The sequence below is a fragment of the Labrys neptuniae genome, assembly GCF_040797145.1.
GTDB classification, from domain to species: domain Bacteria; phylum Pseudomonadota; class Alphaproteobacteria; order Rhizobiales; family Labraceae; genus Labrys; species Labrys neptuniae.
On sequence record NZ_JBFNQD010000006.1, the window covers coordinates 140715 to 153316 of the forward strand.

General features: G+C 66.0%; 12 protein-coding genes. 9 read left to right on the plus strand and 3 right to left on the minus strand.

Translation table 11 applies throughout. The features are described from left to right. Positions 1-126: 126 nt before the first annotated feature. Both ABXS05_RS18650 and ABXS05_RS18655 read right to left on the minus strand, forming a co-directional pair. Complete coding sequence (locus ABXS05_RS18650; protein ID WP_311942077.1) at positions 127-813, minus strand: RES family NAD+ phosphorylase; 687 nt, start codon at positions 811-813, stop codon at positions 127-129. After that, positions 806-1492, minus strand: a complete 687-nt coding sequence (locus tag ABXS05_RS18655) for a hypothetical protein (RefSeq protein ID WP_311942074.1) — start codon at positions 1490-1492, stop codon at positions 806-808. The genes ABXS05_RS18650 and ABXS05_RS18655 overlap by 8 nt, the downstream gene beginning before the upstream one ends. A 215-nt stretch (positions 1493-1707) precedes the next feature. Here ABXS05_RS18655 and ABXS05_RS18660 point away from each other — a divergent pair, with 215 nt between their 5' ends. After that, positions 1708-2520, plus strand: coding sequence for a hypothetical protein (locus tag ABXS05_RS18660; protein WP_367624981.1), 813 nt, complete (start codon positions 1708-1710; stop codon positions 2518-2520). Between the two features lie 46 nt (positions 2521-2566). After that, complete coding sequence (locus tag ABXS05_RS18665; RefSeq protein ID WP_367624982.1) at positions 2567-3172, plus strand: HutD/Ves family protein; 606 nt, start codon at positions 2567-2569, stop codon at positions 3170-3172. Positions 3173-3225: 53 nt separating this feature from the next. Here ABXS05_RS18665 and ABXS05_RS18670 read toward each other — a convergent pair whose 3' ends face one another. Further along, positions 3226-4128: a LysR substrate-binding domain-containing protein gene (locus tag ABXS05_RS18670; RefSeq protein WP_367624983.1), complete on the minus strand. Its 903-nt coding sequence runs from the start codon at positions 4126-4128 to the stop codon at positions 3226-3228. Positions 4129-4403: 275 nt separating this feature from the next. Between ABXS05_RS18670 and ABXS05_RS18675 the strand changes: the two genes are divergently transcribed. The 7 genes from ABXS05_RS18675 to ABXS05_RS18705 are packed head-to-tail and all read left to right on the plus strand — an operon-like array spanning position 4404 to position 12470. Continuing rightward, positions 4404-5927: a leucyl aminopeptidase family protein gene (locus ABXS05_RS18675; RefSeq protein WP_367624984.1), complete on the plus strand. Its 1524-nt coding sequence runs from the start codon at positions 4404-4406 to the stop codon at positions 5925-5927. Beyond that, positions 5917-6822, plus strand: a complete 906-nt coding sequence (locus tag ABXS05_RS18680; protein WP_311942058.1) for a proline iminopeptidase-family hydrolase — start codon at positions 5917-5919, stop codon at positions 6820-6822. Before ABXS05_RS18675 ends, ABXS05_RS18680 begins: the two co-directional genes overlap by 11 nt. A gap of 24 nt (positions 6823-6846) precedes the next feature. After that, the gene (locus ABXS05_RS18685) at positions 6847-8508 is read left to right on the plus strand and encodes an ABC transporter substrate-binding protein (protein WP_311942055.1); all 1662 of its coding nucleotides are present in this window, start codon (positions 6847-6849) and stop codon (positions 8506-8508) included. A gap of 20 nt (positions 8509-8528) precedes the next feature. Next, a complete protein-coding gene (locus ABXS05_RS18690) occupies positions 8529-9545 on the plus strand; it encodes an ABC transporter permease (RefSeq protein ID WP_367624985.1) in 1017 nt (338 codons plus the stop codon). After that, positions 9545-10516, plus strand: coding sequence for an ABC transporter permease (locus tag ABXS05_RS18695; protein WP_311942048.1), 972 nt, complete (start codon positions 9545-9547; stop codon positions 10514-10516). Before ABXS05_RS18690 ends, ABXS05_RS18695 begins: the two co-directional genes overlap by 1 nt. After that, complete coding sequence (locus tag ABXS05_RS18700) at positions 10513-11472, plus strand: ABC transporter ATP-binding protein (RefSeq protein ID WP_367624986.1); 960 nt, start codon at positions 10513-10515, stop codon at positions 11470-11472. The genes ABXS05_RS18695 and ABXS05_RS18700 overlap by 4 nt, the downstream gene beginning before the upstream one ends. Positions 11473-11480: 8 nt before the next feature. Further along, on the plus strand, positions 11481-12470 hold the full coding sequence (locus ABXS05_RS18705; RefSeq protein WP_367624987.1) for an ABC transporter ATP-binding protein: 990 nt from the start codon (positions 11481-11483) through the stop codon (positions 12468-12470). Positions 12471-12602: the final 132 nt, after the last annotated feature.

Sequence of the window (12602 nt, forward strand, 5' to 3'; positions counted from 1 at the left end):
AAACCTTCAAAGAGTGAAACACGTCGCTCGGAAGCCGTCATTCCCGGCACCGCCGGAGGGGGTGGGAAGGGAATGACCGAGACGCTTCGGGCCGAACTCTCCATACCCCTCACGATCGCACGGCTATCAGGCCCTGCCCGCAACCAGCTTCACGCCGATGCGGTCGGCGAGCACGGTCAGCTCGGTGAGGGCATCAGCCGAGCCCAGAACGGCACGCGGCTCGCCCGCCGGAGCCAGGACATCGCCGGGAAGGCGGTCGCCGAACAGGACGAGGGCGAGCGCCCGATCGTCCTGCCGGGAAACCCAGCACAGGCCCTGCACGTCCGGCAACGCCGCATGGAAGGCTGCGGCCCAGGCGCGCGTGCCGGGATAGCGGTCCTTTTCCGTATCGATGAGCTGGGTCCGGCGCAGGCCGAGGCGGCGCAGGGCCGTGGCGCTGAGATCGACGAGCAGGAGATCCTGCCGGGGCTCGAGCCGGGAATGCACCTGGCCGGCCAGCCTGGCCTTGTCGAGAGTCTTCAGGCGCGCGGTGAAGGGCACGTCGTGAAAGACGGTTTCCATGGCGGCGCATTCGAAGGAGGTACCGCCATAGAGGGTGGGGATCGGCCCGCCCTCCCTATCCTTGATCGGGCTGAAGCGGGCATTGCCGGCAAGGCCCGGATTGAACTGGGCGGCCCCATATCTGTCGAGATGGATACGGTGGATGACCTGGCCCTTGGGCCAGGTCATCATGGCCGTCTTGGCGGCGAGCTGGGATGGTGGCGCGGGTGTCGCAGGGCGTGCCTTGGCAAGCCTCAGCGCGCCCCTAACCATGCAGCACGCCCTCCATTTCGTCGCGGGCCGCGGCGATGACCCGATCGGGTTCGCGCAGCAGCAGGTCCAGGGGACGCTCTCCGCCCAGATAGCTGTTGTCGGAGGCGAACCAATAGGCCGCGCCCCAGCCATCCTTGGCCTGGCCGAAGATCTTCAGAACCTCGCCCAGCGGCTTGGCCGGACGATATCCGGTCGAAGGATCCAGGCCGTAGCCGGGGAAATAGTCGACACCCTGGTGGCGGATGGCGAAGATCTGCCCGTCCTTCTTCCACTTGTTGGGCTGGGCGCTTGGATTGGTCGCGCTGAACCCAGCCACCTCGGCGACCTGGGCGGCGGTGAGCCACTCGCCCTCTTCCAGCACGGCCTTGCGGGCCTCGGCCGTCATCCGGGCTTCGGCGAGCATATGCTGGGGCAAGGGCACCTGGGGCACCAGGGCCTCGATGATCGACTGCAGCGCAGCCTTCTCGCGCCGGGCCACGATCGCCCCGACCAGGGGAGCAATCGCCTCGAACGTGTGGGCGAGCACCTTCGCCGCCGGAGAGCTGACCTGGTCCAGCGTCACGGCGATGACCTGCGTGCCCTTGGCACCGAGATGGCCGAGGCCATCGCGCACCTCTTCCGGGGTCCCGGTGATGGTGGTGACCCCCGACAATGTCTTGAGCGCCTGGGACGCCGTCATGTCACGCCCTCCAAAATTTGAAATGATCATGGTTATCTATATAGCATGATAACCCATATCATCAAGAAGGCCGGGCCAGAACGGCGGATCATGCCGGGCTGCCGGCACGCCACGGTTTTCCCAAAGCAGCGTTTCGGAAAATGCGAATTCCCGTCCATGCGGCGTGTCGCTAGGCTTCGAACATCGCAGCAGAGCCGCTTCCGGGGATTTGCCCAATGGCATGGACACAGCCTATCCAGCATGAGCAATGGCAGCCTGCCGGCCAAGGCGGCCTGCGCCATGTCGCCGAGGGCCTGCCGGCCGGCGACCCCGATCGCGGCGCGGTCCTGCTGCTGGGCAATTTCGACGGCTTCCATCGCGGCCACCAGGCCCTGCTCGATGCTGCCGGGATCATTGCCGGCGAGGACCTGCCCTTGGCCGTGATGTCCTGCGAGCCTCACCCGCGCAGCTTCTTCTGCGTGGCGGATTCGCCTTTCCGCCTGACCACGCCTGCCACCAAGGCTCATCGCTTTGGCGTGCTGGGGCTCGATTATGTCTTCTCACCGACCTTCGACGCCGCCTTCGCCTCGCTGACACCGGCCGAATTTGCCCATGACATCCTCAAGCGGGGCCTCGGCGTCAGCCACGTCGTCACCGGCGACGATTTCCGCTTCGGCCGTTCGCGGGCGGGGGACGTCGGCCTGCTGGTGCAGCTCGGCCGCTCCCTCGGCTTCGGCGTGACTCGCGTCCCCGAAGTCAGTGCCAACGCCCGGCGCTGCTCCTCCAGCCAGGTCCGGGCCTTTCTGCGCGCCGGCGACATCCAGGCCGCCAACGCCATGCTCGGTTCTGCCTGGACGGCGGAAACCGTCGCTTCCCGTGGCCAGCTCGCCCTTGCGTCGATGCTCTGCCGCCCGCCCGCCGGTCTCTATCTGTGCTGGATCGACAAGGGCACCCGACACCTCCACCTGGGCGCCGACGGCGTGATCACCCCGGAGCGGGGAACAGCGCCTGTTCCGGGCCTCCTTCGCTTTCTCGACCGGCTGGCCTGATCGGCCCGGCCGCCGAGACCCACGCAGCACCGACAACCGGACCATCATGGCCATCGAACATCTTGCCCGCACCGCCTACGCGACATTGCCCTGGAAGAACGGGCGCGGGGAAACCGACGAGATCTATCTTTCGCCGCAAGGCGGCTCGCGCGAGGACTTCGAGGTGCGGATCAGCAGCGCGCCGATCATCGAGGACGGCGCCTTCTCCAGCTTCCCCGGCGCCGAGCGGGTAATTACCCTGATCGAAGGCGAGGAGCTGGAGCTCGATTTCGGGCAATCCAAGCACCGCCTTCTGCCCTTCGCGCCGTTCCGCTTCGATACCGGCCTCGCCCCCGTTGGCCGGCCGGTCAAGGGGCCGGTACGGGTCTTCAACGTCATGGCCAGCCGCCGGCACTGGCACCATGTCGGGCAGCAGGTGCTGGCCGGCTCCGACAGCCATGCGGTCCCGCCCGGCGATCTCGTCGTCATCTTCGCCATCAGCGGCAGCTGGAACCTCGACACCACCACCCGGGGTGCCCTTCGCCTGGCGGAGCGCGACACGGTGGTACTGAGGCAAGAGGCGGCAGCGCTCCTCGCATCGGATGGCGGCAGAAAGGCACGCGCCCTCGTCCTGCGCCTGCGCTCGGCCATAGCCTTTGAGGAAGGCCTGTAATACCGACGCCATCGATGTTTGATCGGTCGAGCATCAAACCCGTTGGTATGATCTCAGCCGATCGCCATCGCCCGCTTGTGCTCGGCGACCTCGGCCAGCAGCCAGTCCTGGAACAGGCTGGCGCCCTGCTTGTTGCCGATGCTGCGGCGCTGATAGAGATAGATACCGGCGGGATAGGTATGGCGGGCACCGAAAGGGGCGACCAAGCGCCCCTGCTCGAGCAGGTCCTGCGCCATCATCGTATCGGCCAGCGCGATGCCGACGCCATTGATGGTTTCCCGCATGATCGCCGTGCAATCATCCATGATCGTGCCCGACTTCGACGGGCTGTCCACAATGCCTTCCTGCTCGAGCCAGCGCTTCCATCGCGTGGTTTCGCATTCATGGATCAGGTGATGATGAATGAGATCCGCCGGCGAACGCAACGGCAAGGGGCCTTCCAGCAGCGAAGGGGCGCAGACCGGTGTCAGCACCAGCGGGATCAGCAGCGTCAGGGCCGGGCCGGCCTTGTAGTCGAACTCGTCGACGATGGCCAAATCGAAATTGGCGCGTTTGCCCGAGGTCATCACCTCCAGGTCGACGGAGGGATGCTGGCGGCGAAAGCCCGGCAGCCGGTCGGCCAGCCATAGATTGAGCACGGGGGGCACGCACAGCACCCGGACACGGTGCGCCTTGGCCTGCCGTGGGCCGTCGTGAAAGCTGACATCGTCCGTCGCACGCCAGATCGCCTCGAAGGCCTCCGACAGGCTACGCGCATAATAGGAGCCCCGCGTCGTCAGTGTGACCTGGCGAAAGCCGCGCTCGAACAGATCCTGGCCCAGCGTCGTCTCGAGCGTGCGGATATGGCGGCTGACGGCGGAGGCCGTCAGATGCAGCTCTTCCGCCGCTTCCTTGATGCTGCCCAGGCGCGCGGCGGCCTCGAAAGCGCGCATGCCATTGAGTGAGGGGAGTGCCATGCGCCGATGATGAATTGTCGGATGAGTTTTTGTCAATCGACGTGGACGAAATTGGCGTTTGATCGCCTGCCGGCTTCGGGGATACCGAAGAAGGACCAAGTCGTCACGACAAAGCGACCACAGGGGACATCGGCACCGCACCGCTGCCAGAAGCGGTCGCGGCTCTGCGCATGCGCGGGAACTTCGGATCGAACGGCAAAGCCGGGCGCTGGAGCGAGCCTATGCGCCGGCTGGCTACCCGCGCGTCGCGCTGCAATGAAGGAGCCCGCCGTCCGATGCCGCAATCTCCAGTACCCGTGTTCGAGCCGGCAGACGACGTCTCCCCCACAGCCACCACCATCGTGGTCCTGAAGCCGGCCGGGCCGGCACTCGGCCCCCGGGCGGCCGTCCTGGACGCCGAAATGGGGGGCCTTCTGTCCCGGGTCTGCGCCGACCCTGTCACCCTTGCAGCCTCCGGCACCTGCACCGACATCTTCGCACCGCCGGCGGCATCGGTCCGGCGGGTGATCGTACTGGCCCTGGGCGCGCCCAAGACGCTCGATGCCTTGTCGCTGGCACGTGCCGGCGGCGCGCTCGCCGCGCATCTGGAAAGCAAGGGCATCGGCGAGGCGACGCTCGTCCTTGATCCCATTGCCGGCGCCAGCCTGTCCGGGGCGGAGATCCTGGCACGCGTCGCGCTCGGCATCCGCTTGCGCCGCTACCGCTTCGACCTGCGCAACAAGCGTCCGGTGGCTGAGGCGGATCAAGCCTGGCGGCTGGCGCTGGTCGGTGCCGGCAAGGCCGAGCTCGCCGCGGCGCTGGCACGCACCAATGCCATCGCCGACGGCGTCGACTATGCCCGCACCCTGGTCAATCTGCCGCCGAACCATCTTCATCCCGACAGTTTCCCAGATCACCTCGACGCCCTGCGCGAAGCCGGCATCGAGGTCGAGATCCTCGATGCGGCGCGCCTGAAAGAGCTCGGCATGAATGCTCTGCTCGCCGTCGGTTCCGGCTCGGCCCGCGCCCCGAGGGTGGCCGTGCTGCGCTATCGCGGCAAGGGCTCGGGCGAGCAGCCGCTCGCCTTCGTCGGCAAGGGCGTCTGCTTCGATTCAGGCGGCCTGTGCATCAAGGGTGGCGCCCAGATGTTCGACATGAAGGCCGACATGGGCGGTGCGGCCGCTGTGGTCGGCCTCCTGCTGGCCCTGGCCCGGCAGGGCAGCCCCGTCCACGCGGTGGGCGTGCTCGGCATCGCCGAGAACCTGCCTTCGGGCACCGCGCTCAAGCCGCGCGAGATCATCACGACGGCTTCGGGCCAGACCGTGGAGATCTTCGACACCGATGCCGAGGGACGCCTGCTCCTGGCCGACTGCCTCTACTACGCCGCCTCGCGCTTCGAGCCCTCGGCGATCGTCGACCTGGCTACCCTGACCTATTCGGTGATGCGGGGCCTCGGATCGGTCTTCGCCGGCCTGTTCAGCACCGACAATGCCGTCGCCGCACAGATGATCGCGGCCGGCGAAACAGTCGACGAGCGCTTCTGGCAATTGCCGCTCGACCGCGCCTATGACGAAGGCCTCTATTCACCCCTCGCCGATCTCAGGCACCACGCCAAGGACATGGAAGACGGCGACGCGCCCTATGCCGCCGCCTTCCTGCGCCATTTCACGCAAGGTCGCCCCTGGGTCCATCTCGATATCGCCGGCAAGGAACTGGCCGACAGCGACCGGCCCCTGGGCCGGCAGGGCGCTACGGCCTTCGGTGTGCAGATGCTGGAAGAATGGGTCCATAACCTCAATGGGAAGCACAATGTCGCTTGAGATCATCAGCCGGGAAGGCCGCGCTGCCTTCCGGAACTACGAGACCTGGTATCGCATCAGCGGCGAACTCGGTGGCGACAAGGCGCCGGTGGTGATCCTGCATGGCGGCCCCGGCGTCGCCCATAATTATGTCGATGCCTACAAGCTGCTCGCCCATGACGGGCGGGCCGTCATCCACTACGACCAGCTCGGCTGCGGCAACTCCACCTTGCTGCCCGAGAAGGGTGCCGATTTCTGGACGCCGCAACTCTTCATCGAAGAGCTTGAGAACCTCGTCGACCATCTCGGCATCCGCGCCGGCTTCCATGTGCTCGGCCAGAGCTGGGGCGGCATGCTGGGCGCCGAATATGCCGTGACCCGGCCTGATGGCCTGAAATCGCTGACCATCGCCAACTCCCCGGCCTCGATGAAGCTGTGGGTGGAGGAAGCCAATCGCCTGCGCGCCGACCTGCCCCGCGAGGTCCAGGACACGCTGACCCGTCACGAACAGGCCGGCACCACAGATGATGCCGAGTATCAGGAGGCGACCATGGTGTTCTATGAGCGCCATGTCTGCCGCGTCGTGCCCTTCCCGCCGGAAGTGGCGGCGAGCTTTGCCCAGGTCGCGCGCAATCCCACCGTCTACAATGTGATGAACGGCCCCAACGAGTTCCACGTCATCGGCACGCTGAGGAGCTGGAGCATCATCGACCGCCTGGCGGCCGTCGAGGTGCCCACGCTGATCCTGTCGGGACGCCATGACGAAGCCACCCCTGCGACCGTGCAGCCCTACAAGGACGGCATTGAGGGATCGCGCTGGGAGATCTTCGAGCATTCCAGCCACATGCCGCATGTGGAAGAACAGGAAAAATGCATGCGGGTGGCCGGCGACTTCCTGGATCAGCACGACCGGTAAACAAATCAGAAGAGGGGATCGACGATGAAGAAACTGCTTTTGGCTGCTGCAGCCACGGCCCTGCTGGCCGGCACCGGCCTGGCACCCGCCCAGGCCGAATACCTCAAGGAGCATCGCGGCGGCACCATACGCCTGCTGGCCCGCTCGGCGGCCGGAACACTCGATCCCCACATCAACTACACCGACCAGGGCTGGCAGATGTACCAGCCGGTCTATGACGGGCTGGTCATCTTCCGCAAGGCGGAAGGCAAGGACGGCTTTTCCGTGGTGCCCGACCTCGCCGAGGCGCTGCCCACCGTCAGCAATGACGGCAAGACCTTCACCTTCAAGCTGCGCAAGGGCATCAAGTTCTCGAACGGACAGGATCTCGGCGTGAAGGACGTCGTCGCCTCCTTCCAGCGCATCTTCAAGATTTCCGGCCCGACCTCCGGCACCTTCTATGCCGGCCTCGTCGGCGCCGACAAATGCCTGGCCGACACCAAGAGCTGCACGCTGGAAGGCGGCGTCGTCGCCGACGAGGCGGCCGGCACCATCACCCTCAACCTGACCAAGCCGGATGCCGAACTGCTCTACAAGCTGGCTCTGCCGCATGCGGTGATCCTGCCCGCCGACACGCCGGCCGAGGATATGGGCTCGCGCCCCATTCCCAGCACCGGGCCCTACATGATCTCGGCCTTCGATCCCAACAAGGGCATGACGCTCTCGCGCAATCCCAACTTCAAGCAGTGGAGCGAAGAGGCCCAGCCCGAGGGCTATCCCGACGTGGTCCAGTATGATTTCGGCCTGTCCGAGGAAGCCGCCGTCACCGCGATCCAGAACGGCGAGGCCGACTGGATGTTCGACCCGCTGCCGAGCGACCGCCTCGCCGAACTCGGCACCAAGTTCAAGGACCAGCTCCACATCTCGCCGCTGTCGGCGTGGTGGTATGCCCCGCTGAACACGCGCCTCGCCCCCTTCGACAACGAGAAGGCCCGCCAGGCCGTGGCCTTCGCCATCGATCGCAACACGCTGGTCAAGCTGTTCGGCGGCAAGGTGCTGGCCTCCCCGGTCTGCCAGGTGCTGCCGCCCGATTTCCCCGGCCATGAGGATTATTGCCCCTTCACCAAGAATCCGGGCGCCAAATGGTCGGCCCCCGATCTCGACAAGGCCAAGCAGCTCGTCGAGGAATCCGGCACCAAGGGCCAGAAGGTCACCATCATCGTCGAGGATACCGCGGTCTCGCGCTCCATCGGCGTCTATCTGCAGAGCGTCTTGACCAGCATCGGCTATGTCGCCGACGTCAAGCCGATCTCGACCAACATCCAGTTCACCTACATCCAGAACACCAACAACAAGGTGCAGATGTCGGTCAGCCAGTGGTACAAGGACTATCCGGCGGCTTCGGACTTCCTGAACATCCTGTTCGGCTGCGCCTCCTTCCGTGAGGGCTCGGACGCCTCGATCAATATCTCCGGCTTCTGCGACAAGGAGATCGACGCCAAGATGCAGAAGGCACTCGACCTCGGCGTCACCGACCAGAAGGCCGCCGACAAGATGTGGGCCGAGATCGACAGGCAGATCACCGACAAGGCGCCCGCCGTCGGGCTGTTCACGCCCAAGCGCCTCGATTTCGTCAGCAAGCGCGTCGGCAACTTCAAGTTCAACCCGCAGTTCAACTGGATGGTCACCCAGGCCTGGGTCCAGTGACGCACTGCGAGGGCACGCCCATGGCGAACCAAGCCATTGCCATACCGTACAAGACGCGAGGGCCCTGGGCCCTCGCTTTCGTGAAACTCAGGCGCAACCGGACGGCGATGGCCTCCCTTGCGGTCTTCCTGCTGATCGTGATCGCCTGCCTCAGCGCACCGCTCTATGCGCGCTGGGCGGGCGTGGACCCCTTCGCCTCGACACTCGACGCCGTCATCCAGATCGACGGCGCCGAGGTCCCGGTGATGGAGCAATCGACGGAGGGGCTCGGGCTCGGCTACACGCCGATCGGCCCGACCTGGCGGCTCGGCAACTACTTCCTCGGCGCCGACAGCCAGGGCCGCGACGTCATGGCAAGGCTTCTCTATGGCGGCCTCAACTCGCTGATGATCGCGGGCGCCGCCACCATCTTCACGCTGATCTTCGGCACGGCCGCCGGCCTGATCGCCGGCTATTTCGGCGGCATCGTCGACACCGTGCTGTCGCGCTTCCTCGACGTGTTGTGGGCGTTCCCCATCTATCTGCTGGCGATATCGCTTTCGATCGTCACCATCGCCCAAGGCATTTCGATTGGGCCGATCGTGATCGAATCCGGGAGCCTGTGGCTGCCGATCATCATCATCGGCATCGTCTACGTGCCCTATGTGGCGCGGCCTATCCGCGGGCAGGTGCTGTCGCTGCGCAAGAGCGAATTCGTGCTCGCCGCCATCAATCTGGGGGTGCCGGGATCGCGCATCCTCTGGCGCGACATCCTGCCCAACATCACCACCACCCTGATCGTCTTCGTGCCGCTGATGATGGCGCTGAACATGCTGACGGAATCGGCGCTCTCCTTCCTGTCGATCGGCGTGCAGCCGCCGGCGGCGAGCTGGGGCACCATCATCCAGGACGGGCAGGCGCTGCTCTATACCCGGCCCGCGGTCGCCCTGGCGCCAGGCATCATCATTGCCCTGTCGGTGATGGCGCTCAACGTCTTCGGTGACGGCCTGCGCGATGCGCTCGATCCGCGCTCCAAAGTGCAACTGGGGCGCGACTGATGATCTACGCCATCCTGCGCCGCTTCGGCCAGATGCTGTTCGTGATGTTCGGCATCTCGGTCATCGTCTTCCTGATCTTCTTCGCCACGCCGGGCGCCGATCCGGCGGCACGCATCGCCGGCCGCAACGCCTCGCCCGAGGTGCTGGCGGCGGTACGTCACAATTTCGGTTTCGACCAGCCGCTCTACGTCCAGTACGGCCTGATGATGAAGAAGATCTTCATCACCGGTGACCTCACCTCCTTCGTCAATCGCGGCTGGAAGGTGGTGCCGGCGGTGCTCGACGCCATCCCGGTCACGCTCTCGCTGGTGTTCGGGGCGGCGGTGCTGTGGGTGGTGGTCTCCGTGATCATCGGCATGGTCGCCGCCGCCACGCGCAACAGCTGGATCGACCGGCTCCTGATGGCGGCCGGGCTGATCGGCATTTCCATGCCGGTCTACTGGCTGGGCGAGGTGATGAATCTCATCACCCAGAGCCGCTATCACGACACCTGGCTGTTCGGTTGGGTACCGCCGCTCGGCTACAAGAACCTCCTCGACGATCCCAAGGGCTGGTTCCTCACCCTGGTCATCCCCTGGGTCACGCTCGCCGTGCTCTATATCGGCATCTACGGGCGCGTGCTGCGGGCGGCGATCATCGAATCCCTGCAGGAGGACTACATCCGCACGGCGCGAGCCAAGGGCCTGTCGGAGACGCGCATCCTGCTGCGCCATGCGCTCAGGACCTCGCTGATCGCCTTCGTCACCTTGTTCGGCCTCGATTTCGGGGCGCTGGTCGGCGGGTCCGCCTTGCTGACCGAAGTGGTGTTCGGCCTGCACGGCATCGGCAAGCTCACCTATGACGCCCTGCAGAACCTCGATCTGCCGATGATCATGGCAACCGTGATGTATGCCTCCATGTTCGTGGTCCTCGCCAATGCGGTGGTCGACTTCGTCTATATTCTCCTCGATCCGCGCGTGAGGACGTCATGATGCTGTCCGTACGCGACCTTCGGGTTTCCTTCCGCACCGATGACGGCCTGGTGCGCGCCATCGATGGCGTCTCCTTCGATCTCGCCGAAGGCGAGATCCTCGGCGTCGTCGGCGAATCCGGTTCCGGCAAGACCGTGTCGCTGCTGGCCGTGATGGGCCTGATCACCGATCCCAATGCTAGGATCGAGGGTTCGATCCGCTACAAGGGCCGCGAACTGGTGGGCCTGCCCGCCCGGGAGCTCCGGCGCCTGCGCGGCAACGAGATCGCCATGATCTTCCAGGATCCGATGACGGCGCTGACGCCGGTCTACACCATCGGCTGGCAGATCGCCGAGCAGATCCAGGCCCATCGCAAGATCGGCAAAGCCAAGGCGCTGGAACGGGTGGAGGAACTGCTGGCGGAGGTGAACTTCCCCAATCCGCGCGAGGCGATGTCGCGCTATCCCCACCAGCTTTCCGGCGGCATGCGCCAGCGGGCGGTGATCGCCATGGCGCTGTCCTGCGACCCGGCTTTGCTGGTGGCCGATGAACCCACCACGGCGCTCGACGTCACCGTGCAGGCCGGCATCCTCGACCTCGTGCGCAAGCTGCGCGCGACCCACAATTCGGCCGTGGTCTTCATCACCCACGACATGGGCGTGGTCTCCGAGCTCGCCGACAGGGTCATGGTCATGTATGCGGGCCGTGTGGTCGAGCGCGGCAGCCGGGCGGAATTGTTCTCCGACCCCAGGCACCCTTATACGCAGGCGCTCCTGGGTTCGATCCCGCCCTTGACCGGCGAGAAGCCCAGACGCCTACCGGCCATTCCCGGCTCGCCGCCCTCGCTGCTACGATTGCCGCAGGGCTGCGCCTTCGGCCCGCGCTGTCCGGTACGCTACGAGCCCTGCCAGGCCGACAAGCCGGACCTCGGCCGCGGCACGCATGCCGCCGCCTGCTTCCGGGTGGCGCAAGCATGAGCGGTGAAATGACAGACAGCAACCAGCCGATCCTCGAAACGCGCGCGCTCGGCAAGCGCTTCTCGATCGGCAGCCGCTTTTCTTCGGAAGGCAAGCGCACCGTCCATGCGGTCGACAACGTCTCCCTCACGGTGCGGCGCGGCGAGACCGTCGGGCTCGTCGGGGAATCGGGCTGCGGCAAGTCCACCTTGGCCCGTTGCCTGGTCCGGCTCTACGACATTTCCGAAGGCCAGCTCATCTTCGAAGGGGACGACATCACCGGCAGGTCGCTGGCCGAACTCAGGCCGCTGAGGCGCCGGCTGCAGATGGTGTTCCAGGATCCATCGGCTTCGCTCAACCCGCGGCGGCGCGTCGGCGACCTGGTGGCAGAGCCGTTGCGTATCCACACCAAACTGTCCTCCGCCGAGATCGCCAGGCGCGTGGCTGAGCTGTTCGATCTCGTCGGGCTGCTGCCGGATCATGTCATGCGCTATCCGCACGAGTTCTCCGGCGGCCAGCGCCAGCGCGTCGGCATTGCCCGCGCCATCGCGCTCAATCCGGATCTGGTGGTGCTGGATGAACCGGTCTCGGCGCTCGACGTGTCGGTGCAGGCCCAGATCGTCAACCTCCTGGCCGATCTCCAGGAGAAGCTGAACCTCACCTATGTCTTCATCGCCCACGATCTCTCGGTCGTCCGCCAGGTCTCGACCCGCATCGCGGTGATGTATCTCGGCTCGATCGTCGAGGAAGGGCCGGCCGAAGAGGTGTTCTCCACCCCGGCCCATCCCTACAGCCAGGCCCTGATCTCGGCAGTTCCGATCGTGGAGACGACACCGAGCGGCAGGCGCAAGCGCATCATCCTCACCGGCGACGTGCCCAGCCCGCTCAAGCCCCCGGCGGGCTGCCGCTTCCACCCGCGCTGTCCGGTCGCCCAGGATCGCTGCCGTACGGAGCGCCCGCAGATGCGGGGCTATGGCCCCGGCCGCAAGGTCGCCTGCCACTTCCCGGTCGCCTCCTGACAAGGCAAGCGGGTCGCCGGCTCCTGCCTACTCCCGGGGGCAATGTACGGTTCCTCCGAACCCCACTTCGCCCTACGACATCGTTATTGCCGAGAATCGGCGCCCACTTTTCGGCACGATGCTTTGGCGAAG

What these genes read in the sequence shown, in the direction of transcription:
- ABXS05_RS18665 (WP_367624982.1), top strand. Translation starts at nt 2,567, where the DNA reads ATGGCCATCGAACATCTTGCCCGCACCGCCTACGCGACATTGCCCTGG.
- ABXS05_RS18675 (WP_367624984.1), top strand. Translation starts at nt 4,404, where the DNA reads ATGCCGCAATCTCCAGTACCCGTGTTCGAGCCGGCAGACGACGTCTCC.
- ABXS05_RS18660 (WP_367624981.1), top strand. Translation starts at nt 1,708, where the DNA reads ATGGCATGGACACAGCCTATCCAGCATGAGCAATGGCAGCCTGCCGGC.
- ABXS05_RS18700 (WP_367624986.1), top strand. Translation starts at nt 10,513, where the DNA reads ATGATGCTGTCCGTACGCGACCTTCGGGTTTCCTTCCGCACCGATGAC.
- ABXS05_RS18655 (WP_311942074.1), bottom strand. Translation starts at nt 1,492, where the DNA reads ATGACGGCGTCCCAGGCGCTCAAGACATTGTCGGGGGTCACCACCATC.
- ABXS05_RS18670 (WP_367624983.1), bottom strand. Translation starts at nt 4,128, where the DNA reads ATGGCACTCCCCTCACTCAATGGCATGCGCGCTTTCGAGGCCGCCGCG.
- ABXS05_RS18680 (WP_311942058.1), top strand. Translation starts at nt 5,917, where the DNA reads ATGTCGCTTGAGATCATCAGCCGGGAAGGCCGCGCTGCCTTCCGGAAC.
- ABXS05_RS18650 (WP_311942077.1), bottom strand. Translation starts at nt 813, where the DNA reads ATGGTTAGGGGCGCGCTGAGGCTTGCCAAGGCACGCCCTGCGACACCC.
- ABXS05_RS18695 (WP_311942048.1), top strand. Translation starts at nt 9,545, where the DNA reads ATGATCTACGCCATCCTGCGCCGCTTCGGCCAGATGCTGTTCGTGATG.
- ABXS05_RS18705 (WP_367624987.1), top strand. Translation starts at nt 11,481, where the DNA reads ATGACAGACAGCAACCAGCCGATCCTCGAAACGCGCGCGCTCGGCAAG.
- ABXS05_RS18685 (WP_311942055.1), top strand. Translation starts at nt 6,847, where the DNA reads ATGAAGAAACTGCTTTTGGCTGCTGCAGCCACGGCCCTGCTGGCCGGC.
- ABXS05_RS18690 (WP_367624985.1), top strand. Translation starts at nt 8,529, where the DNA reads ATGGCGAACCAAGCCATTGCCATACCGTACAAGACGCGAGGGCCCTGG.